Source organism: Streptomyces sp. NPDC044003, assembly GCF_056435185.1.
In genome coordinates this window covers 948,407-969,173 of record NZ_JBWKFA010000001.1, presented here as the reverse complement: position 1 = coordinate 969,173, position 20,767 = coordinate 948,407, and the positions used below count along the sequence as shown (strand labels likewise).

Here is a 20,767-nt window from a genome sequence, read left to right as displayed (position 1 = left end):
ATCCGGGAGGATGTCTCCATGAGCGCCCAGATTCTCGATGGCAAGGCCACCGCAGCCGCGATCAAGTCCGATCTGACCGTCCGTGTGGCGGCCCTCAAGGAGAAGGGCATCACGCCCGGCCTGGGCACCGTCCTGGTCGGGGACGACCCGGCCAGCCAGAAGTACGTCGCCGGAAAGCACCGCGACTGCGCGGAGGTCGGCCTCGCCTCCATCCAGCGCACCCTGCCGGGCACCGCCACCCAGGAGGAGATCGAGGCGGTCGTACGGGAGCTCAACGAGGACCCGGCCTGCACCGGCTACATCGTCCAGCTGCCGCTCCCCAAGGGCATCGACGAGAACCGCATCCTGGAGCTGATGGACCCGGCCAAGGACGCGGACGGCCTGCACCCGACCAACCTCGGCCGGCTCGTCCTCAACGAGCCCGCCCCGCTGCCCTGCACGCCGAACGGCATCGTCACCCTGCTCCGCGCCCACGGCGTGGAGATCAACGGCGCCGAGGTCGTCGTCGTCGGCCGCGGTGTCACCATCGGTCGCCCGATGCCGCTGATCCTGACCCGCCGCTCCGAGAACGCGACCGTGACCCAGTGCCACACCGGCACCCGGGACCTCTCGGCGCACCTGCGCAACGCCGACATCATCGTCGCGGCGGCCGGCGTGCCGCATCTGATCAAGCCCGAGGACGTGAAGCCGGGCGCGGCCGTCCTCGACGTCGGCGTCTCCCGCAACGGCGAGGGCAAGATCGTCGGCGACGTGGACCCGGGTGTCGCCGAGGTGGCCGCCTGGATCTCCCCGAACCCCGGCGGCGTGGGTCCGATGACCCGTGCCCAGCTGCTCGTCAACGTCGTCGAGGCCGCCGAGCGCGCGGCCGCGGCGCTCTGACGTGAGCTCCGGGACCCCGGGGGCGCCCGGGAACCCGGACGGCGCGTCGGGTGCGGCGGACGCCGCGGCGGCGGGCAGTCCGCGCCGGCGGCTCACCACCGACACCGCGCGCCCCGAGGGCGGCGGCCGGGCGGCCCCCGGCGACGCCCCGGCGCCCGCGCGTCAGTGGCCGCTGCTCACCGTCCTCGTGCTCGCCGGGCTCGGCCTGCTCGTGGTGGGCACGGACCCGTTCCCGCAGGCCTTCCGGGTGGGGGCGATCCTGGTCGGGGTCGCGCTCCTCACGGGTGCGGCGATGCGCCGGGTGCTGCCGTCCGTCGGCATGCTGGCCGTCCGCTCCCGCTTCACGGACATGATCACGTACGGGGTGATGGGCGGCCTGATCGTGCTGCTCGCGCTCATGGTCCAGCCGGGGCCGTGGCTGCGGATCCCGTTCCTGGAGGACGTACTCCACCTCACGGTGACGTAGTCGGCAGGTCATGAAGAGCGGCGCCCGCCCTCTCCCCCGTGGGAGGGCGGGCGCCGTCACGATCAAGGGTCATGTACGTGCCAAGGTCGGTTCAAGCTCCGTCGGTGCGCTGTGGCACGGAAGTGACCATTCCGCTACGTCGGCCCCGTGACGGACTGACGTCGGCCCCGTGCCGGACTCGCGTCGACCCCGTGCCGGACCCCACGTCGGCCCCGTGCCGGACTCCGCCGCACGGCCCCCGAGGGCTCTCCGGACGGGTGGCAGTGAGCCGGACCACAAGGGGGTGGGGATTCGAGGGGGTCCGGGTCGGATAGCCTGACCGCTGGATATCTCTTCATGTCGAGACACCGATCGATCAAGAGAGCTATCCCGCACCAGGGGCAGGGACCCCCACCGCCAGCTGTCTTACGGAGATCGCCATGACCCGCACTCCCGTGAATGTCACCGTGACCGGCGCGGCCGGCCAGATCGGCTACGCGCTGCTCTTCCGCATCGCCTCCGGCCACCTGCTCGGCGCGGACGTGCCGGTCAAGCTGCGCCTCCTCGAGATCCCGCAGGGCGTGAAGGCCGCCGAGGGCACCGCCATGGAGCTCGACGACTGCGCGTTCCCGCTGCTCAAGGGCATCGACATCTTCGACAACCCGAACGCGGGCTTCGAGGGCGCCAACATCGGCCTGCTCGTCGGCGCGCGCCCGCGCGGCCCGGGCATGGAGCGCGGCGACCTGCTCGCCGCCAACGGCGGCATCTTCAAGCCGCAGGGCGAGGCCATCGCCGCGCACGCCGCGGACGACATCAAGATCCTGGTCGTCGGCAACCCGGCCAACACCAACGCCCTGATCGCCCAGTCCGCCGCCAAGGGCGTCCCGGCCGAGCGCTTCACCGCGATGACCCGCCTGGACCACAACCGCGCCCTGACGCAGCTGGCCCAGAAGACCAACTCCTCGGTCACGGACATCAAGCGCCTCACCATCTGGGGCAACCACTCCGCGACGCAGTACCCGGACATCTTCCACGCGGAGATCGCCGGCAAGAACGCCGCCGAGGTCGTGGGCGACGAGGCGTGGCTGGCCGACACCTTCATCCCGACCGTCGCCAAGCGCGGCGCCGCGATCATCGACGCCCGTGGCGCGTCCTCCGCGGCCTCCGCCGCGAACGCCGCCATCGACCACGTCCACACCTGGGTCAACGGCACCGCCGAGGGCGACTGGACCTCCATGGGCGTCCCGTCCGACGGCTCGTACGGCGTCCCGGAGGGCCTGATCTCCTCCTTCCCGGTCACCTGCAAGGACGGCAAGTACGAGATCGTCCAGGGCCTGGAGATCAACGACTTCTCCCGCGCCCGCATCGACGCCTCCGTCAAGGAGCTCTCCGAGGAGCGCGACGCGGTCCGCGAGCTCGGCCTGATCTGAGCCTCGGATCGACCTGATCCGGGCCTCCGATCGGCCTGATCAGGGCTGATTCCGGCTCCACACTCCCGGCGCCCCCGGGCCGTACGACCGACCGTACGGCCCGGGGGCGCCGTTTTTCGTGCCGACACGGAACTCCCGCCTCACCTATGCTGTCGCACCGGTTCCCGGCCAACTCGGCCGTAAACGCGAACAGTTCCACGCAATCGGGGGAGTTTTGGCGCAATCGTTCGTACCTCACCAGCCAGGCCAACCGCCCAGTACGCCACCCGCCGCCGTCGACCCGCGCCGCTTACCCGCCGCCAGCGAGGCCACCCGGCTGCTCTGCGCCGGCACGTACCTCGACGACGGATTCCGCGACGCGGTCATCGACCAGCTGTACGTCCACGAGGAGCGCTTCGCCGCCCCCTCCCTCGGCTACGACGCGAGCCGCGTCCTCGCCCACGCACTGCGCGCCCGCCGCGTCGAACTCGCCTGGGCCGCAGGCATCCTGGCCCTCTGGATCGTCGCGATCCCCCTCACCAAGGGCCTGATCGGGCTTCTCATCACCCCCTTCCTGATCCTCGGCATCGCCCGCTGGGTGCGCGGCCGGTCCGCCGCCGCCCCCGTGTACCGGGTCGTCCCCGCGTTCCTGCTGCGCTGGTACGGGCGGCTGATGCTCCTCCAGTCCGCGCTGTTCCTCCTCGTCCTCGCGTTCGCCGACGAGGAGTCCGGCGAGTTCGGCGGGGACCTCCTCGGCGACCTCGGGGACACGGGCGACTTCCTCGGCCTCGCCGCGGGCCTCGCAGCCCAGGAGATCTGGGGCGTCGGCAAGCTGGAGGTGTGGATCACCCTCGCCGTGCCGTTCCTCGTGGCCTGGGCGGTGGCCACCCAGCGCGGCCAGTTCGCCCGCGCGCTCACCGAGGAACTGTCCCGCGAGCGCTTCGCCGACCAGCGCTCCGACCCGGCCGAGGCCGCCGAGGGCGCCCGCTTCCGCCGGCTCCGCGACCGGATCCGGGTCGAGCAGCACGCCCGGCTGATCATGTACGGCTCCGAGGACCCGTTCTGCGGCGCCGGCGCCCCGTACGAGCCCTGGTCGCTCTCCATCGAACTGCGCCCCCGCAAGAACCTCGACGGCAAGGCGCCCGAACCGCTCGACAACAGCGCCGTCCTCCGGCACGTGGTCCCGCTCCTGGAGGCGCTGCGCGTGCCCGCCCCGCACGGCTCGCCGCAGCTCAGGGCCGCCGTACGGGACCGGCTGCGCGAGCTGGAGATCGACGAGGTCGTCTTCCTGCCCGTCGACGGGCTGCCGGCCCGCACGGCCGCCCCGTACACCCCCGAGGGCTTCGAGGCGCACCGCTCGGGCGCCATCGAGGAGGGCGGCGAGACCCGCCGTCACTTCCTCCGCGTCCGGGTCGGCGGCTGGGGCGAGGAGATCGTCACCACGGTCTTCGTCCGCGTCCACACCCAGGGCGGCATGCTGATGCTGGAGGTCGCCCCGCACGTCCTGCGGCCGGTGAAGCCGCTCTACCGGTACGCCGACCGGATCGCCCACCGCTACCGGCACAACCACTCCTTCGGCAAGGCGGTCTGGGCGCTCGGCCGGACCCCGCGCTCGGCCGGACAGGCCCTGGTCACGCTCGGGCGCGCGCTCGGCCACCTGTGGCGGGTGCTCACCGCCGGCCATGCCCACGCGCTGCCCGAGGGCCCGTGGGTCTCGGTCCGCGAGCTGGGCTCCGACGACGAGGCCTCCCTCTTCCAGGAGATGGACGTCAGCCGCTACCTGAAGAGCGTGCAGGACCGGGTCGCGAACGGCGTGACGCTCGCCCTGCGCGAAGCCGGGTACGAGACGGCCGAGTTCGAGCAGAAGATCGTGCACGTCGCCGAGGGCGGCACGTTCATCGAGAACACCAAGGGGAACGTCACCGTCGGCACCCACAACACCGTCACCAGCAAGACCTTCACCACCTCGACGACCGGAGGCGACCGTGGCTGACCACACGAACGGCATTCACGTCACCAACACCAGTGGCAACGTCACCATCGGCGACAACAACACCGTCACCAGCACCGTGAACGGCACCCAGCCGGCCCGCGACCCGCAGCAGGAGGCCCTGCTCCAGGCCATCCGGCGGCTCCGCACCGACCTGGAGGGCGTCGTCCCCTCCGAGCAGACGACCGCGCTCGACGCCGAACTCTCCGACGCCGAGGACGAGATCGAGGGCACCGGGCGTGCGGGCACCGGCCGGCTGACGGCCCTGCGCCGCGCCCTCAGGGACGCGGGCGCCGTGACCGGGATCCTCGCCTCGGGCGTGGCCGTGGGGCAGGCCGTCGGCACCCTGCTCGGAGGATGAGATGAGCGGGGCCCGCTGGAACGACGAGACGCAGAGCTGGGAGAGCGGGGGAGCGGGCACCGTGCCGCTGCCCCCGCGGCCCGAGGGCCCGACAGCACCGCCTCCGCCTCCTCCGGACTACGCCCCGGAGTACGTCCCCGAGTCAGGCGGCTGGGCGTACCCGGCACCGCCCGCCCCGGCACCCCGGCCCCGCCCGCGGGCCGCGGTGGCGGCGGGCGTGGCGGTCGCCGTGGTGGCGGCGGGTTCCGTGGGGGCGTGGCTGCTCTGGGGCGGGGACGGAGGGAACGGCGGCACGGTGGCGAACCCTCCGGCGTCGGTCTCGTCCCCACCGGAGACGCAGCCCCCGACGACCGAGCCCCCGTCGCCTTCCGAAGCGTCCTCCACACCGCCCACGGACGACGTTCCCCCGCCCGGCTACCGGGCCCAGGAGGATCTCAAGGGCTTCACGATCGCCGTGCCCGAGGGCTGGAACCGCACGGAGTCCGACCAGGGAGTGTTCTTCAACGCGCCGGACGGGCGGAGCCTGATCCAGGTCTTCGTCATCCAGGAGGCGGGGACGACGCCGTACGAGGCGCTGCGCGGGGCCTCCGAGGACGGCAGGGCCAACAAGCCGGGCTACCAGGAGCTGGGCCTCGAACGGGTCACCGGCGAGGCGGACGCGGCCGAGCTGGTGTACGCGTACGACCGCGAGGGCGGCCGCCGCAAGGTCGTCGACCGCGCCTTCACTGCGGAGGACGGCAACGAGTACGCGATCCTGGCGGCGGGCCCGGAAACGGACTGGCCGAAGCAGCGCGAAGTCCTGAAGGTGGCGCTGGACTTCTTCCAACCGGGCGCGCACTGAGACCCGGCGCCGCGCCCCGTTGTGTGCCTGCGCCCCGCCGGGGCGGCGCCCACGCCTACCCCGTTGTGGGCAATCGTTCCGCTGGGGCGGCGCCCACCCCGTTGTGGGCATGCGTTCCGCCGGGGCGGAACGGGTGGGCACAACGGGCCCGCGCCCTGCCGGCGCCAGAGGCTTCGGTGCCCTGACCCGCACCACGTTGTGCGCCGCCGCTGGGGTGCGGGTCCAGGCGCGGAAGGCGGGGGCGCGGCCAAGCGCGCCGTCCCGTGTGCCCACCCGTCCCGCCCCAGCGGGACGATTGCCCACACGGGGGGTGGGTTGGGGCGCCGCCCACGCGGGCGCGGGCCCACGCGGGCGCGGGCCCTCACGGCGCGGGTCCTCACGGCGCGGGCCCTCACGGCGCCGGACCGTTCAGAGGGTCTCCGTTTCGTGGAGGGTCGTCGCCAGGGACCGCACTCCCTCCAGCGCCCGCACCAACAGCCCGTCGCCGAACGTGACGCGCGTCGCCCCCAGGCGCCCCAGTTCCGTGAAGGTCGGCCCGCCCGGGACGGCCAGCGCGTTGACGGGCAGGTCGCCGACGGCCGCCCGCAGCGCCGGCAGGTCGGACGGCGGCGCCGCGATCGGGTAGACGCAGTCCGCGCCCGCCGACGCGTAGAGCCGCGCCCGGGTGACCGCCTCCGCCAGGGGGTCGGACGCCCGGCGGATGTACACGTCCACCCGCGCGTTGACGAAGAGTGAGGACCCCGCCGCCGCCCGTACCTCCGCCAGCCACTCCGCCTGCGCCTCCGGGTCCTTCAGCGCCCGGTCGGGACCGCTGTCCTCCAGGTTGACGCCGACGGCACCGGACTCCCGTACCCGCTCGACCAGTTCCGCCGCCGGAAGGCCGTATCCGCCCTCCAGATCCGCCGTGATGGGCACGGACACGGAGCGGACGATCCGCGCCACGGCGGCGAACATCTCCGCCGCCGGGGTCGCCCCGTCCTCGTACCCGAGGGACGCCGCGATCCCCGCGCTCGGCGTGGCGAGCGCCGGATACCCGGCCGCCTCGAAGGCGCGGGCGCTGGCCGCGTCCCACGGCCCCGGCAGCACCAGCGGGCCGTCCGAGGGCAGCCGCCGGTGGAGGGCCCGCAGAGCCTCGGCGGTCATGCGGGGCGCGGGGTGTAGTGGCCGGGCGTCATCCGGGTGGTGACGCCGATCCGGTTCCAGGCGTTGATCGTGACGATCGCGGCGATGACCCGGGCGAGCTCGGTCTCGTCGAAGTGCGCGGCGGCCCGCGCGTACACCTCGTCGGGCACGAAGCCGTCGGTGAGGACGGTGACGGCCTCGGTCAGCGCGAGCGCCGCGAGCTCCCGTTCGGTGTAGAAGTGCCGGGACTCCTCCCAGGCGGCCAGCTGCACGATGCGGTCGATGCTCTCGCCCTCCGCCAGCGCGTCCTTGCTGTGCATGTCGACGCAGAACGCGCAGCGGTTGATCTGCGAGGCCCGGAGCTTGATCAGGTGGTACAGGGTCGGGTCGATGTCCTTGGCGGCCGCCGTCTCCAGCCGGATCATCGCCCGGTAGAACTCGGGGAGGTGCTCGGGGAGGGACATCCGGGGCGGGTGCTCGTGGGCGTACACGGTCTGCTCGGTCTCTACCGTCGTCATGCCGACCACCGTACGAAGCCGATGGCTCAGCTGTATGGTCCATTTCCATGGCGAACGACTGGGCCACTTTCGGGGCCGACCTCCATCTGGACCTCCGCGGCACCCGGCTCCGCGCCGGCCTCATGGACGCCCTGCGGGAGGCGGTCCGCAGCGGCCGCCTGGAGGCCGGCACCCGGCTGCCGTCCTCCCGCTCGCTCGCCGCCGACCTCGGCATGGCCCGCAACACCGTCGCCGACGCGTACGCCGAGCTGGTCGCCGAGGGCTGGCTCACCGCCCGGCAGGGCTCCGGGACCCGTGTCGCCCGCCGGACCGCCCCCCGCCCGCCGGCGCCGACTTTCCCCAAGCTCTCGGCTTCGCTCGAGCAGGGGAGACCCCAATCGCCGTCCCCGCGGCCCCGGCCGGCCGGCCCGCGCCGGGGCCGGCCCGCCGCGCCCGCGCACAACCTGAAGTCCGGCACCCCCGACCTCGCCTCCTTCCCGCGCGCCGATTGGCTGAAGGCCTACCGCCGGGCGCTCACCGACGCCCCCAACGAGGCCTTCGGGTACGGAGATCCGCGCGGCAGGATCGAACTGCGCGCCGCGCTCGCCGAGTACCTCGCCCGTGCCCGGGGCGTGCACGCCCGGCCGGAGCGGATCGTGATCTGCGCGGGCTTCGTGCACGGCCTGATGCTGATCGGCCAGGTGCTGCGGGCCCGCGGCGTCCGGGACGTGGCCGTCGAGTCGTACGGGCTCGGGCTCCACGACGAGCTCCTGAGGAGGGCCGGCCTCGGCACCCCCGCCCTGGCCTTCGACGAACGCGGTACGAGGACCGAGGAGTTGGCCGGGCTCGACGGCTGCGGGGCGGTTCTCATGACGGCCGCGCACCAGTACCCGCTGGGCGGCGCCCTGCCCCCGGACCGGCGGGCGGCGGTCGTCGACTGGGCGCGGGCCTCCGGCGGCCTCGTCCTGGAGGACGACTACGACGGGGAGTTCCGCTACGACCGGCAGCCGGTCGGAGCCCTGCAGGGCCTCGACCCCGAGCGCGTCGTCTACTTCGGCACCGCGAGCAAGTCCCTCGCGCCCGGACTCCGCCTCGCCTGGATGGTCCTGCCGGAGGGCCTGGTGGAGGAGGTGGCGGCGGCGAAGGGGGCCGTGGACTGGTCGTCGAGCGCGCCGGACCAGCTGGCGTTCGCCGAGTTCCTGCGCTCGGGGGCGTACGACCGGCACGTACGGGCGATGCGGCTGCGCTACCGGCGGCGCCGCGACCAACTGGTGGCGGCCGTCGCCGTGCACTCGCCGGAGACCCGGGTCAGCGGCATCGCGGCCGGCCTGCACGCCGTCCTGGCCCTCCCGCCCGGCACCGAGCAGGCCACCCTGCGGGCCGCCGCCTGGCGCGGCCTCGACGTCCAGGGCGTCAACCAGTTCCGCCGCCCCACGGTGCCGGCCACCCTCGACGGCCTGGTCGTCGGCTACGCCACACCCCCGGACAGCGGCTGGCAGGGCGCCCTGCAGGCCTTGTGCGGGGTACTGCCCTGAGGCTCAGGAGGGGGTCGTCGGCTCCGGGGTCGGTTCCAGCTCCGTGACGGGGGCCGGGGCCTCGCCGAAGCGGGCCAGGGTCAGGGAGCCCGCCACCGCCACCGCGAAGCCGGTGATCGCCAGCCATTCGAGCCCTTCCCGGGTGCTGTCCCCGAGCCAGGTCACGCCGACGATCGCCGGGCCGATCGTTTCTCCCAGCACCGCGCCCGCCGTCGCCGTGGTCACCGAGCCGCGCTGGAAGGCCGAGGTCAGCAGCAGGAACGCGGCCCCGCCGCCGACGAGGAGCGCGTACCAGACGGGATCCGTGAAGTCGATGCCCTCGATCAGCCGGACCGCCACCTCCACCACACCGAAGCCGATACCCGCCCCGAGACCCAGGACGAGCGCCCGGGACCGCACCGGTAGTCGGCCCGCCACCACGCCGACCAGCAGGACCCCGAAGGAGATCCCGAGGAGCACCCAGTCCAGCGTCGCCGAGCCGTCCCGGTGACCCTCCCTCCCCGAGGCGAGCGCCAGCATCGCGAGCCCCGCGCAGACCACGGCCACGGCCGCCCACTCCACCCGGCTGAGCCGCACCCGCAGCAGCCAGGAGGCGATGACCGCCGTGACCGCGAGACTCGCGGCGAGGGCCGCGCCCACCACGTAGATGGGGAGGGTCCGCAGCGCCACGATCTGCAGGACGAAGCCCAGACCGTCCGCCCCGAGGCCGGCGAGATAGCGCCACTGCCGCAGGGCCCGCCACATCAACGCGATGTCGACGCCGCCGCCCGTCCCCGGCTCGGCGGCCCGCGCCGCCATCGCCTGGAGGACCGAGGCGGCGCCGAAGCAGACGGACGAGGCGAGCGCACAAATCATCCCGAGAAGCACAAAGCGACTCTAGGGCGTGAGGCCGGAAAACACCGGCCTACACTGTGCGGTCGCGAGGCGCGCGCGACGCGTCCGCGAGGGCGATGGGGAGGCGACGGAGATGCGCAGGCTGAGGTCGAGCACGGTGGTGCTCGGCGGTATGGGTGTGCTCGCGGCGACGATCACCGCGTGCGGTTCGGAGCCGGACAAGCGGTGCGTGGACCCGCTGACCCGGGAGGAGCTGCCGAGCTACGAGTGCCAGAGCGGCGGCGGCAGCGACGACGACAACGGCTCCACCCACCGCGGCACGTACTACTACGGCGGTTCCGTCCGCGACCGCAGGGTGAGCGGCGGCAGCTTCGACAAGACCGCCGTCGACACCGGCGGCTTCGGCTGCTCCGGCACCGGCGGCGGCTGAGGCGGGCAGGCACGCACCATGGAACGCCACACCATCGAGCCCCGGCCCGGCTGGCAGGAGACGGTCGAGGAGCAGGGGCTCGTCTATCCGCTGACCCGCCACCCGGACGGTTCGCTGCGCCCGTACTGGGACGAGAGCGCCTACTACTCCTTCTCGCTGCCCGAGGTCGAGGCCCTGGAGGAGGTCGTCGAGGAGCTGCACGCCATGTGCCTGGCGGCGGCCGCGCACATCGTCGAGGAGAACCGGTTCGCCGAGCTCGGGATCACCGACCCGAAGCTGGCGGGCCTGGTCGCCGAGTCCTGGCGGCGCCGCGCCGAACTCCCCTCCCTGTACGGCCGCTTCGACCTGCGCTACGACGGCACGGGCCCGGCCAAGATGCTGGAGTACAACGCCGACACCCCGACCTCGCTGGTGGAGGCCGCGAGCCCGCAGTGGTTCTGGATGGAGGAACGGTTCCCCGGCGCCGACCAGTGGAACTCCCTCCACGAGCGGCTCGTCGACGCCTGGAGGCGCCAGGCGCATCTGCTGCCCCCCGGCCCCCTCCACTTCGCCCACTCGGACGGCGACGAGCTCGGCGAGGACCTGATGACGGTCGCGTATCTGCGCGAGACCGCCCAGCAGGCCGGGCTCGACACCGAGGCGCTGTCCGTCGAGCGGATCGGCTGGGACCGGCTCTCGCGCCGCTTCGTCGACGACCGGCTCCGCTTCATCCGCAGCTGCTTCAAGCTCTACCCGTGGGAGTGGCTGACCACCGACCGCTTCGGGCGGCACGTCCTGGACACCCTCGACAACGGCGGCGGCACCGGCACCACCTGCTGGATCGAACCCGCCTGGAAGATGCTGCTCTCCAACAAGGCGCTCCTCGCGATCCTGTGGGAGCTGAACCCGGGGCACCCCAACCTGCTGCCCGCCTATCTCGACGGGCCGCGCGAACTCGCCGCCACCGCCGGCTGGGTCGCCAAGCCGCTGCTCGGCCGCGAGGGCGCGGGCGTCACCCTGCACGAGGCCGGTACGGAGCCCTTCGTACGGGACGGGGAGGCCTGCTGCTACCAGGAGCTGGCCCCGCTGCCCGACTTCGACGGCAACCGGGTGGTGCTCGGCGCGTGGGTCGTCGAGGACGAGGCGGCGGGGCTCGGCATCCGGGAGTCGGCGGGGCTCGTCACCGACGAGTACGCCCGCTTCCTCCCGCACGTGATCCTGTGACGGTCTCTTCCGGTACGTAGTCCCGCAGCGGCGCCGGCTTCAGACCGGCCGCCTCCGCCGCGTCCAGGGCCCGCTTCAGGTCCTGCGTCACCGTCTCGTTGAAGTGCAGCAGGATGATGTCGCCGGCCTTCAGCGACGGGGTCGGCGGGGTCCACCGGCCCCAGGTCGTGAGGTCGTACGTCCAGGTCACCAGGGCCTTCGCCCCGCAGGCGCGGGCCGTGGTCCGGGTCGTCGCGTCGTACGTGCCGTACGGCGGGCGCAGCAGCCGCGGCCCGTCGCCGAACTGCGCGAGATGCTGATCGCGGGCCCCGCACACCTCCGCCTTCTGGCCGGCGGCGTCGAGGGTGGTCAGGTCCGGGTGGTTGACGGTGTGGTTCTCGACGCGGGAGCGGCCCTGGTCGAGCAGGGTGTGGAAGTAGCCGGAGTCGTACGAGTAGGCGCCGGGGAGCAGGAACAGCGAGGCGGGCACCCGCCGGTCGAGCAGCAGCTGCGCGGCGGCGGGGTCGTGGTACCAGCCGTCGTCGAGGGTGATGAAGACGACCGGGTCGGTGGTCTCCACGTGGGAGACCACCGGGACGGGCTCGGGCCAGGCCGCCTCCGGGGCGGCGTGCGCGGGTCCGGCGACCGCGCCGAGGAGCGCGAGCGGGACGAGGGCGGCGAGCGCGGCACGCACGGCGTGACGCAGACGGAGTCTCGGCATGGCGGCATCATTGGCCTAGACCAAGTCAGGTGTCAATGCGTCGAGTTGACCGCTCACCGCCCTTCTGCCGCCGCCCTCGAAACGGACCCTGTCAGTCCGACAGGACCCCCCTCAACTGCTCCAGACCCCAGTCCAGATCCTCCTTCGAGATGACCAGCGGCGGAGCGATCCGGATCGTCGAACCGTGCGTGTCCTTCACCAGGACCCCGCGCTCCATCAGCCGCTCCGAGATCTCCCGGCCCGTCCCCTTCGCGGGCACGATGTCGACGCCCGCCCACAGCCCGCGCCCGCGCACCGCCTCCACCGCGCCGCCGCCCACGAGCAGCCCCAGCTCCGCATGGAGGTGCTCGCCCAGCTCCGCCGCCCGCTCCTGGAACTCGCCCGTCCGCAGCATCGCGATCACCTCCAGGGCCACCGCGCAGGCCAGCGGGTTCCCGCCGAACGTCGAACCGTGCTCACCCGGCCGGAACACCCCGAGCACGTCACGGTCGGCCACCACCGCCGACACCGGCACCACCCCGCCGCCCAGCGCCTTCCCCAGGATGTACACGTCCGGCACCACCCCCTCGTGCTCGCACGCGAACGTCCGCCCCGTCCGGCCCAGACCCGACTGGATCTCGTCCGCCATGAACAGCACGTTCCGCCGGCGGGTCAGCTCCCGCACCCCCGCCAGATAGCCGGCCGGCGGGACCAGGACCCCCGCCTCGCCCTGGATCGGTTCGAGCAGCACCGCCACCGTGTTCTCGGTGACCGCCGTCTCCATCGCCGTCAGATCCCCGTACGGCACGATCTCGAACCCCGGCGTGTACGGCCCGAAGTGGTCCCGCGCCTCGTGGTCCGTCGAGAAGCTCACGATCGTCGTCGTCCGGCCGTGGAAGTTGTTCGCCGCCACCACGATCTTCGCGTGCCCGTCCGGCACGCCCTTCACCTCGTACCCCCACTTCCGGGCGGTCTTCACGGCCGTCTCGACCGCCTCCGCCCCCGTGTTCATCGGCAGCACCGCCTCCTTGCCGCACAGCTCCGCCAGCTGCGTGCAGAAGTCGGCGAACCGGTCGTGGTGGAAGGCGCGCGAGGTCAGGGTCACCCGCTCCAGCTGCGCCTTCGCCGCGTCGATCAGACGCCGGTTGCCGTGCCCGAAGTTGAGCGCCGAGTACCCGGCGAGCATGTCGAGATAGCGACGGCCCTCGACATCGGTCATCCAGGCGCCGTCCGCCGAGGCGACGACGACCGGAAGGGGGTGGTAGTTGTGAGCGCTGTGCGCGTCCGCGGAAGCGATCGCGTCTTCTGTCCTCGACACGGGATCTCCGTTCGTCCTGCGGCTCGGGGGGTACGTGTGGCCCCTTTCTTATCGTCGCTCGGATGCCGGACAGGGAAACCTCGACAACGGCGCGCCAGCCGAGCGGGTGCCTGGTCGGCCAGGCTGGGCTCGCGGCGTCTGGCACGCACGATCGCCGCGTTGTCGTCGGTCAACAACGCTCCGCGTTGCCTCCCTCCTCCGCCTTGCGATCGCACGCACCAGACGCCGCTCCCTGATCCAGCCTGGCCGACCAGGCACCCGCTACCCTGGAAACACGCACGGCGACTGGCGTACGGGGAAGCGACCCCGGGGGAGCCGCGCGCGCTCCATCACACGAGGTGCCGCTCGCCTGGGCATCACGGGCCCCCGGTCCCGTGCGCACCTCCGCCCCGGGACCGTTCCGCCGAACGCCCGGAGGACGCATCATGACCACCCCGCAGCAGCACCCCGCTCTCGCCGCCACCGACCCCGAGCTCGCCGCCCTCGTCGGCGCCGAGGAGCAGCTCCAGGCCGAGACCCTGCGGCTCATCCCCAGCGAGAACTACGTCTCCGCCGCCGTGCTCGAAGCCTCCGGCACCGTCCTCCAGAACAAGTACAGCGAGGGCTACCCCGGCCGCCGCTACTACGAGGGCCAGCAGAACATCGACCAGGTCGAGACCCTCGCCATCGAGCGCGCCAAGGCCCTCTTCGGCGTCGACCACGCCAACGTCCAGCCCTACTCCGGCTCCCCGGCCAACCTCGCCGTCTACCTCGCCTTCGCGCAGCCCGGCGACACCGTCATGGGCATGGCCCTGCCCATGGGCGGCCACCTCACCCACGGCTGGGGCGTCTCCGCCACCGGCACCTGGTTCCGCGGCGTCCAGTACGGCGTCCACAAGGACGACGGGCTGATCGACTTCGACCAGGTCCGCGACCTCGCCCTCAAGGAGCGGCCGAAGGTCATCTTCTGCGGCGGCACCGCACTGCCCCGCACCATCGACTTCGCCGCCTTCGGCGAGATCGCCCGCGAGTCCGGCGCCGTCCTCGTCGCCGACGTCGCCCACATCGCCGGCCTCATCGCGGGCGGCGCCCACCCGTCCCCGGTCGGCCACGTGGACGTCATCTCCACCACCACCCACAAGACCCTCCGCGGCCCGCGCGGCGCCATGCTCATGTCCACCGAGGAGCACGCCAAGGCCCTCGACAAGGCCGTCTTCCCCGGCCTCCAGGGCGGCCCGCACAACCAGACCACCGCCGCCATCGCCGTCGCCCTCCGCGAGGCCTCCCAGCCCTCCTTCCGCGACTACGCCCACGCCGTCGTCGCCAACGCCAAGGCCCTCGCCGAGGCGCTCCTCGCCCGCGGCTTCGACCTGGTCTCCGGCGGCACCGACAACCATCTGATCCTGATCGACCTCACCCCCAAGCAGGTCCCGGGCAAGATCGCCGCGAAGGCCCTCGACCGGGCCGGCATCGTCGTCAACTACAACACCGTCCCCTACGACACGCGGAAGCCCTTCGACCCCTCCGGCATCCGCATCGGCACCCCCTCCCTCACCTCCCGCGGCCTCACCACGGAGCACATGGACCAGGTCGCCGAGTGGATCGACCGCGCCGTCACCGCGGCCGGCACGGGCGACGAGGAGACCCTCCGCACCGTCCGCGCCGAGGTCGCCGCCCTCATGGCCGCCTACCCGGCCCCGGGCCTCCCGGTCTAGCGACCGGACTGACCGGACTGACCGGACTGACCGGCCCGACCCGTCACCGTCCCTGCGACGCGCAGGGCCTCCGCCCGGTCCGGTATGCCCTCCAGCCGGAGGGTCAGGGCCCCCGCGCTCCTCGTCCACAGGAGCGTGGGGCCCGCCGGCCGCACCGCATGGGTCCACACCGAGCCGTCCCCCGACTCCAGGGGGAACGTCAGCCGGTGCGGACGGGCGAACCAGTACCCCGGTGTCCCGTCCGGCAGCGTCACCCCCTCCGGCTGCACCGGCACCTGCTTGACGAAGCCCAGTTCGAGCCGGGCCGGGAACTCGTCGAGCCGCACCGTCCGCTCCCCGTCGCGCCAGCACAGGCTGATCACCGCCCGGCCCCGCTCCGCCGCCCCCGTCACCGCGACCGCGTCCGGCGCTCCGAGGGCGCCGGGTATCAGCGGCTCGAAGCCCGCCCTGCGCCCGGCCTCCGCCAGGGCCACCGGGCCGGGGCACCCCGGCACCGTCCCGCCCGGCGGCACCTGGCCGCCCTCCGGGTCGTACCGCACGGCGACCCCGCCGAAGCCGAACCAGTCCGCCACCGTCGCCCGCACGGGAGGCGTGAGCACCAGCACGATCAGCACCCCGGTCAGGCCCGCCACCAGCGCCCGCCACCGCTCCCGCACCCACCGCCGGAACCGGAGCGGCGCGGGCACGGACACGGGCACCGGGACCGGCGTCGGCACCCGCTCGGCGAGGAGCTGGGCGAGCACCCGCTCGGCCATCGTCTCGCCGTCCACGTCCGGCACCCGCAACCGCCGCCCCAGCTCCCGCAGCTCGTCCGGCAGCCGCCCGTCCGCCACGCCCTCCAGCCCGTCCGCCAGCCACCCCTCCGGCCGCCGCCCGTCCGGCACACGCTCCTCACCCACGCCCCTCACCTCCCTCCGACTCCTCCGCCACCAGCACCCGGCCCAGCTTCCTCAGCGCGCGGCTCAGACGGGACTTCACCGTGCCCCTCGGCCAGCCCAGCGCCAGGGCCGTCTCCGTCTCGTCCAGCTCCAGCAGATACCGGTGGATCACCACCTGCCGGTGCTCCTCCGCGAGACCGTCCAGGGCCTCCCACAGCCGCCGGCTCCGCTCCCGCTCCTCGGCCGCGACCGCCGGGTCCGCCGACTCCGGTATCTGCGGCTCGCCGCCCAGCAGATCCGCCTCCCGCCCCGCGACGGCACGCTGCCGACCCGCCGAGCGCAATGTGTTCCTGGTCTCATTGACGACGATCCGCAGCAGCCAGGGACGGAACGCCGCGCCCTCCTTGAAACTCCCCAGCGAGCGGTACGCCTTGAAGAAGGCCTGCTGCACCACGTCCTCGGCCTCCGCGCCCGCGCCGCACGCCACGGCCGCCCTCAGCGCCACCGCCGTATGCGCGCGGACCAGCTCCGCGTACGCCTCCGGCTCCCCGGCGCGCACACGGGCGATCACCGCGGCCTCGTCCTCGACCAGGCCCCCCTCCCGCGTCCTCACACTCTTGATACACCGGCAGTCGGGGATCGGTTCCCACACCTGAGAGAATGATGTGCATGGCCTCTGACAGTCCCCGTGTGCTCTCCGGAATCCAGCCCACCGCAGGCTCGTTCCACCTCGGCAACTACCTCGGCGCCGTCCGCCAGTGGGTCGCGCTGCAGGAGACCCACGACGCCTTCTACATGGTTGTCGACCTGCACGCGATCACGGTCCCGCAGGACCCCGCCGAGCTGCGCGCCAACACCCGGCTCGCCGCCGCCCAGCTGCTCGCCGCCGGTCTCGACCCCGAGCGCTGCACCCTCTTCGTCCAGAGCCACGTCCCCGAGCACGCACAGCTCGGCTGGGTCATGAACTGCCTCACCGGCTTCGGCGAGGCCTCCCGCATGACCCAGTTCAAGGACAAGTCCGCCAAGCAGGGCGCCGACCGCGCCACCGTCGGCCTCTTCACGTACCCGATCCTCCAGGTCGCGGACATCCTGCTCTACCAGGCCCACGAGGTCCCGGTCGGCGAGGACCAGCGCCAGCACATCGAGCTGACCCGCGACCTCGCGGAGCGCTTCAACGGCCGCTTCGGCGAGACGTTCACGATCCCCAAGCCGTACATCCTCAAGGAGACGGGCAAGATCTACGACCTCCAGGACCCGACGATCAAGATGAGCAAGTCGGCGTCCACGCCGAAGGGCCTCATCAACCTCCTGGACGACCCGAAGGTCACCGCGAAGAAGGTCAAGAGCGCCGTCACCGACACCGACACGGTGATCCGCTTCGACCCGGAGAACAAGGCCGGCGTCTCCAACCTGCTCAGCATCATGTCCACGCTCACCGACACCTCCGTCGAGGACCTGGAGAAGAGCTACGAGGGCAAGATGTACGGCGCGCTGAAGACGGATCTCGCCGAGGTCATGGTGGACTTCGTCACGCCGTTCCGGGACCGCACCCAGGAATACCTGGACGACCCGGAGACGCTGGACTCGGTCCTGGCCAAGGGAGCGGAGAAGGCCCGCGCGGTCGCCGCGGAGACGCTGGCTCAGACGTACGAGCGCATCGGCTTCCTGCCCGCCAAGCACTGAGTCCAAGGACCCTGGCCGAAACGGTGGTGCAGGCCGCACACTGGCGGCTGCACCACCACACAACGACTCGACGACCGACGACGGAGGAGAACGACGTGGGGACCGTAACGCTCGGCGTTTCGATCGCGGTCCCGGAGCCCTACGGCAGCCTGCTCCAGGAGCGGCGCGCCGGCTTCGGGGACCCTGCCGCGTACGGCATCCCCACGCACGTCACCCTGGTCCCGCCGACCGAGGTCCCCGAGGAGCGGCTGCCGGAGATCGAGGCGCACCTCGCGGGTGTCGCCGCCGACCACCAGCCGTTCCCCGTGCGCCTCGCGGGCACCGGGACCTTCCGCCCGCTCTCCCCGGTCGTCTTCGTGAAGCTGGCGGAGGGCGTGCCCCTCTGCAACGCCCTCCAGCACCGGATCCGCGACGAAGCCGGCCCCCTCGCGCGCGAGCTGCAGTTCCCGTACCACCCGCACGTCACCGTGGCGCACGGCATCTCCGAGGAGGGGATGGACCGGGCGTTCGAGGAGCTCGCCGGGTACGAGGCGGCCTGGACCTGCCGCTCCTTCGCGCTGTACGAGCAGGGCCCGGACGGGGTCTGGCGGAAGCTGTACGACTACGAGTTCGGCAGCGGCCGCCCGATCGCGGCGGTCCCGGCGCAGGGCGGCAGCCCGGTCGACACACCGGCGCCCACCGCCTAGAAGAGGGCCGTCACACCGGCAGGCGCCGGAACAGCGGCCTCGGCACGTGCCGTACCGCCGCCATCACCATCCGCAGCGCCCCCGGCACCCACACCGTCTCCGAGCGGCGCCGCAGCCCCAGCTCGATCGCGCCCGCGACCGCCTCCGGGGTCGTCGCGAGCGGGGCCTCCGCGAGCCCGGCGGTCATCTTCGAGCGCACGAACCCGGGCCGTACGACCATGACGTGCACGCCCGTGCCGTGCAGCGCGTCCCCGAGGCCCTGGGCGAAGGCGTCGAGCCCCGCCTTCGAGGAGCCGTAGATGAAGTTGGCGCGGCGGGCCCGCTCGCCCGCCACCGAGGAGAGCACCACCAGGGAGCCGTGCCCCTGCGCCTGGAGCGCGCCCGCGCACACCAGACCGGCCGAGACGGCGCCCGTGTAGTTGGTCTGCGCGACGCGGACGGCGGCGAGCGGGTCGGACTCGTCGCGCGCCTGGTCGCCGAGGACCCCGAAGGCGAGCAGCACCATGTCGATGTCGCCCTCGGTGAAGATCTTCCCGAGCCGCTCCTCGTGCGACTCGGTGTCGAGCGCGTCGAACGGCACGGTGTGCACGTCCGCCCCGAGCGCGCGCAGCGAGTCGGCGGCGGCCGTGAGCGCGGGGGAGGGGCGTCCGGCCAGCCAGACCGTACGGGTGCGGCGCGCGATCAGCCGGCGGGCGGTGGCGAGCCCGATCTCGGAGGTGCCGCCGAGGACGAGCAGGGACTGCGGGGCACCGAAGGCGTCCTTCACGGGAACTCCTGGAGCTTCTGGAGACGGAGACGGCGGGCCAGGTCCGAGGTGAGGACGGACCGGGGGTCGAGCGCGGCGCGCAGCGCCCGGAACTCGTCGAGCCGGGGGTACATCGCGGCGAGGATCTCCGGCCGGACCCGGGAGTCCTTGGCGAGGTAGACCCGGCCGCCGGCGCCCACGACCTCCTCGTCGAGCGCGTCGAGGAAGCGGCCGAGGCCGGGGAGGCCGGTGGGGAGGTCGAGGGCGAGGGTCCAGCCGGGCAGTGGGAACGAGAGCCAGCCGGGGTCGCCCGCGCCGAACCGTTTCAGGACGGCGAGGAAGGAGGGGCAGCCCCGGTCCGCGATGCGCCGCACGATCCGCCGGAGGGTGTCCTCCTGCCCGTACGGGACGACGAACTGGTACTGGACGAAGCCACCCGGCCCGTAGATCCGGTTCCAGTGCGGGACGCCGTCGAGGGGGTGGAAGAAGGCCGGAAGCGACTGGAGACGGCCGGTCGCGACGCGGGGCGCCTTGCGGTACCAGAACTCGTTGAAGAGCCCCACGGACGTGCGGCCGAGGAGTCCGCCGGGGACGTACGGCGGCGGTGCGGGCAGCCGGCCCGGCCGGAAGGCGAGCGGATCGCGGCGGGCCCGGTGGCGGCGGGGGAGTGCGTCGTACGGGGCGTGGTCGCCGCGCGTCAGGACGGCGCGGCCGGTGGCGGCGCCCCGGGCGAGCAGGTCGATCCAGGCGACGGAGTAGCGGTACGCGTGGTCGGTGGCCGTGAGCCGGGCCATCAGCGCGTCGAGGTCGGGGACGCGCTCGGTGTCGACGCGCATGAGGGAGGTCTCGACCGGCAGCAGCCGCAGGGTGGCGGAGAGGATCACGCCGGTCAGACCCATGCCGCCGGTGGTGGCGTCGAAGAGCGGGGTCCCGGGCAGCACGGTCCTGATCTCGCCGTCGGCGGTGAGGAGTTCGAGCGCCGTCACGTGGCGGCCGAAGGAACCCGAGACGTGGTGGTTCTTGCCGTGGATGTCGGCGCCGATCGCGCCGCCGACGGTCACGTACCGGGTGCCGGGGGTCACGGGGACGAACCAGCCGAGCGGCAGCAGCGCCTCCATCAGCCGGTGCAGGCTGACGCCGGCCTCGCAGACGACGAGCCCGGCGGTGGTGTCGACGGCCAGGATCCGGTCGAGGCCGGTCATGTCGAGGACGGTGCCGCCGGCGTTCTGCGCGGCGTCGCCGTACGCGCGGCCGAGGCCGCGGGGGACGGCCCCGCGGGGGCCGCAGGCCCGGAGCGCCTCGGCGACCTCGGCGAGCCCGCGGGGCCGCTGCACGCGCGCGAGGGTGGGGGCGGTGCGGCCCCAGCCGGTGATCGCTTCGCAGTCGTCGTCCAGGACGTGGGTCTCGACAGCCATGAGGGCGACCGTATAGCCGCGGTTGTGGCTTATGCCGGTATTGCATGGTGGTTCGTCGAAATGGGTGATTAAAGGAGTGTCAGGAAAGAGACCTCCCGCCCTCGGCCGCGGCCCGCGCGAAAG

General features: G+C 73.2%; 21 protein-coding genes and 1 riboswitch. Of the genes, 12 read left to right on the top strand and 9 right to left on the bottom strand.

The annotated features are described in order from the left end of the window. Window positions 1-18 precede the first annotated feature (18 nt). From AC07AW_RS04480 to AC07AW_RS04455, 6 genes are all read left to right on the top strand, one after another. Window positions 19-879, top strand: coding sequence for a bifunctional methylenetetrahydrofolate dehydrogenase/methenyltetrahydrofolate cyclohydrolase (locus AC07AW_RS04480; RefSeq protein WP_362653660.1), 861 nt, complete (start codon window positions 19-21; stop codon window positions 877-879). Further along, complete coding sequence (locus AC07AW_RS04475; protein WP_478814006.1) at window positions 821-1,345, top strand: DUF3017 domain-containing protein; 525 nt, start codon at window positions 821-823, stop codon at window positions 1,343-1,345. Before AC07AW_RS04480 ends, AC07AW_RS04475 begins: the two co-directional genes overlap by 59 nt. 419 nt (window positions 1,346-1,764) lie before the next feature. After that, window positions 1,765-2,754: a malate dehydrogenase gene (locus AC07AW_RS04470; RefSeq protein ID WP_478814005.1), complete on the top strand. Its 990-nt coding sequence runs from the start codon at window positions 1,765-1,767 to the stop codon at window positions 2,752-2,754. Between the two features lie 214 nt (window positions 2,755-2,968). Further along, window positions 2,969-4,726: a hypothetical protein gene (locus tag AC07AW_RS04465; RefSeq protein ID WP_478814004.1), complete on the top strand. Its 1,758-nt coding sequence runs from the start codon at window positions 2,969-2,971 to the stop codon at window positions 4,724-4,726. Continuing rightward, window positions 4,719-5,084, top strand: coding sequence for a hypothetical protein (locus tag AC07AW_RS04460; protein WP_478814003.1), 366 nt, complete (start codon window positions 4,719-4,721; stop codon window positions 5,082-5,084). The genes AC07AW_RS04465 and AC07AW_RS04460 overlap by 8 nt, the downstream gene beginning before the upstream one ends. Before the next feature lies 1 nt (window position 5,085). Continuing rightward, window positions 5,086-5,925, top strand: a complete 840-nt coding sequence (locus AC07AW_RS04455) for a serine/arginine repetitive matrix protein 2 (RefSeq protein ID WP_478814002.1) — start codon at window positions 5,086-5,088, stop codon at window positions 5,923-5,925. Between the two features lie 408 nt (window positions 5,926-6,333). Here the strand turns inward: AC07AW_RS04455 and AC07AW_RS04450 are convergent, their stop codons facing one another. Then, window positions 6,334-7,068 carry an isocitrate lyase/PEP mutase family protein gene (locus AC07AW_RS04450; RefSeq protein WP_478814001.1) on the bottom strand — a complete coding sequence of 245 codons (735 nt, stop codon included), beginning with the start codon at window positions 7,066-7,068 and terminating at the stop codon, window positions 6,334-6,336. Then, entirely contained in the window at window positions 7,065-7,565 is a 501-nt protein-coding gene (locus AC07AW_RS04445) for a carboxymuconolactone decarboxylase family protein (protein WP_478814000.1), read from the bottom strand. The genes AC07AW_RS04450 and AC07AW_RS04445 overlap by 4 nt, the downstream gene beginning before the upstream one ends. 47 nt (window positions 7,566-7,612) lie before the next feature. Between AC07AW_RS04445 and pdxR the strand changes: the two genes are divergently transcribed. After that, window positions 7,613-9,079: a MocR-like pyridoxine biosynthesis transcription factor PdxR gene (gene pdxR / locus AC07AW_RS04440; RefSeq protein ID WP_478813999.1), complete on the top strand. Its 1,467-nt coding sequence runs from the start codon at window positions 7,613-7,615 to the stop codon at window positions 9,077-9,079. A 3-nt stretch (window positions 9,080-9,082) separates the two neighbouring features. On the opposite strand, the gene AC07AW_RS04435 is transcribed toward pdxR, so the two are convergent. Further along, window positions 9,083-9,934 (bottom strand): DMT family protein, encoded by an 852-nt coding sequence (locus AC07AW_RS04435; protein ID WP_478814388.1) that lies wholly within the window; start codon window positions 9,932-9,934, stop codon window positions 9,083-9,085. A gap of 112 nt (window positions 9,935-10,046) precedes the next feature. Here AC07AW_RS04435 and AC07AW_RS04430 point away from each other — a divergent pair, with 112 nt between their 5' ends. Together AC07AW_RS04430 and AC07AW_RS04425 are read left to right on the top strand one after the other, a co-directional pair. Then, a complete protein-coding gene (locus AC07AW_RS04430; RefSeq protein WP_478813998.1) occupies window positions 10,047-10,343 on the top strand; it encodes a hypothetical protein in 297 nt (98 codons plus the stop codon). A gap of 18 nt (window positions 10,344-10,361) precedes the next feature. Beyond that, a complete protein-coding gene (locus tag AC07AW_RS04425; RefSeq protein ID WP_478813997.1) occupies window positions 10,362-11,546 on the top strand; it encodes a glutathionylspermidine synthase family protein in 1,185 nt (394 codons plus the stop codon). Here AC07AW_RS04425 and AC07AW_RS04420 read toward each other — a convergent pair. Continuing rightward, window positions 11,503-12,246, bottom strand: a complete 744-nt coding sequence (locus AC07AW_RS04420; protein ID WP_478813996.1) for a polysaccharide deacetylase family protein — start codon at window positions 12,244-12,246, stop codon at window positions 11,503-11,505. The two genes, AC07AW_RS04425 and AC07AW_RS04420, sit on opposite strands and share 44 nt — an antisense overlap. A gap of 91 nt (window positions 12,247-12,337) precedes the next feature. Beyond that, window positions 12,338-13,543: an ornithine--oxo-acid transaminase gene (rocD, locus tag AC07AW_RS04415; protein WP_478813995.1), complete on the bottom strand. Its 1,206-nt coding sequence runs from the start codon at window positions 13,541-13,543 to the stop codon at window positions 12,338-12,340. Window positions 13,544-13,814: 271 nt separating this feature from the next. Continuing rightward, window positions 13,815-13,905: riboswitch (ZMP/ZTP riboswitch) on the top strand. A 63-nt stretch (window positions 13,906-13,968) separates the two neighbouring features. Here rocD and AC07AW_RS04410 point away from each other — a divergent pair. Beyond that, window positions 13,969-15,237, top strand: a complete 1,269-nt coding sequence (locus AC07AW_RS04410; protein WP_478813994.1) for a serine hydroxymethyltransferase — start codon at window positions 13,969-13,971, stop codon at window positions 15,235-15,237. On the opposite strand, the gene AC07AW_RS04405 is transcribed toward AC07AW_RS04410, so the two are convergent. Both AC07AW_RS04405 and AC07AW_RS04400 read right to left on the bottom strand, forming a co-directional pair. Continuing rightward, window positions 15,234-16,070, bottom strand: a complete 837-nt coding sequence (locus AC07AW_RS04405; RefSeq protein WP_478814387.1) for a hypothetical protein — start codon at window positions 16,068-16,070, stop codon at window positions 15,234-15,236. The two genes, AC07AW_RS04410 and AC07AW_RS04405, sit on opposite strands and share 4 nt — an antisense overlap. A gap of 58 nt (window positions 16,071-16,128) precedes the next feature. Beyond that, a complete protein-coding gene (locus AC07AW_RS04400; protein WP_478813993.1) occupies window positions 16,129-16,728 on the bottom strand; it encodes an RNA polymerase sigma factor in 600 nt (199 codons plus the stop codon). A 56-nt stretch (window positions 16,729-16,784) separates the two neighbouring features. Here AC07AW_RS04400 and trpS point away from each other — a divergent pair, with 56 nt between their 5' ends. Then, a complete protein-coding gene (gene trpS / locus AC07AW_RS04395) occupies window positions 16,785-17,798 on the top strand; it encodes a tryptophan--tRNA ligase (protein ID WP_478813992.1) in 1,014 nt (337 codons plus the stop codon). A gap of 95 nt (window positions 17,799-17,893) precedes the next feature. Then, on the top strand, window positions 17,894-18,484 hold the full coding sequence (locus tag AC07AW_RS04390) for a 2'-5' RNA ligase family protein (protein ID WP_478813991.1): 591 nt from the start codon (window positions 17,894-17,896) through the stop codon (window positions 18,482-18,484). Between the two features lie 10 nt (window positions 18,485-18,494). On the opposite strand, the gene AC07AW_RS04385 is transcribed toward AC07AW_RS04390, so the two are convergent. Next, a complete protein-coding gene (locus AC07AW_RS04385; RefSeq protein WP_478813990.1) occupies window positions 18,495-19,250 on the bottom strand; it encodes a decaprenylphospho-beta-D-erythro-pentofuranosid-2-ulose 2-reductase in 756 nt (251 codons plus the stop codon). Beyond that, window positions 19,247-20,644: an FAD-binding protein gene (locus tag AC07AW_RS04380; RefSeq protein WP_478813989.1), complete on the bottom strand. Its 1,398-nt coding sequence runs from the start codon at window positions 20,642-20,644 to the stop codon at window positions 19,247-19,249. Before AC07AW_RS04380 ends, AC07AW_RS04385 begins: the two co-directional genes overlap by 4 nt. Between the last annotated feature and the right edge of the window lie 123 nt (window positions 20,645-20,767).

Excerpts from the sequence above, each read along its gene's own strand:
- AC07AW_RS04480 (WP_362653660.1), top strand. The coding sequence starts at position 19 with ATGAGCGCCCAGATTCTCGATGGCAAGGCCACCGCAGCCGCGATCAAG.
- AC07AW_RS04470 (WP_478814005.1), top strand. The coding sequence starts at position 1,765 with ATGACCCGCACTCCCGTGAATGTCACCGTGACCGGCGCGGCCGGCCAG.
- AC07AW_RS04455 (WP_478814002.1), top strand. The coding sequence starts at position 5,086 with ATGAGCGGGGCCCGCTGGAACGACGAGACGCAGAGCTGGGAGAGCGGG.
- AC07AW_RS04450 (WP_478814001.1), bottom strand. The coding sequence starts at position 7,068 with ATGACCGCCGAGGCTCTGCGGGCCCTCCACCGGCGGCTGCCCTCGGAC.
- AC07AW_RS04445 (WP_478814000.1), bottom strand. The coding sequence starts at position 7,565 with ATGACGACGGTAGAGACCGAGCAGACCGTGTACGCCCACGAGCACCCG.
- pdxR (WP_478813999.1), top strand. The coding sequence starts at position 7,613 with ATGGCGAACGACTGGGCCACTTTCGGGGCCGACCTCCATCTGGACCTC.
- AC07AW_RS04435 (WP_478814388.1), bottom strand. The coding sequence starts at position 9,934 with ATGATTTGTGCGCTCGCCTCGTCCGTCTGCTTCGGCGCCGCCTCGGTC.
- AC07AW_RS04430 (WP_478813998.1), top strand. The coding sequence starts at position 10,047 with ATGCGCAGGCTGAGGTCGAGCACGGTGGTGCTCGGCGGTATGGGTGTG.
- AC07AW_RS04425 (WP_478813997.1), top strand. The coding sequence starts at position 10,362 with ATGGAACGCCACACCATCGAGCCCCGGCCCGGCTGGCAGGAGACGGTC.
- AC07AW_RS04420 (WP_478813996.1), bottom strand. The coding sequence starts at position 12,246 with ATGCCGAGACTCCGTCTGCGTCACGCCGTGCGTGCCGCGCTCGCCGCC.
- AC07AW_RS04410 (WP_478813994.1), top strand. The coding sequence starts at position 13,969 with ATGACCACCCCGCAGCAGCACCCCGCTCTCGCCGCCACCGACCCCGAG.
- trpS (WP_478813992.1), top strand. The coding sequence starts at position 16,785 with ATGGCCTCTGACAGTCCCCGTGTGCTCTCCGGAATCCAGCCCACCGCA.
- AC07AW_RS04380 (WP_478813989.1), bottom strand. The coding sequence starts at position 20,644 with ATGGCTGTCGAGACCCACGTCCTGGACGACGACTGCGAAGCGATCACC.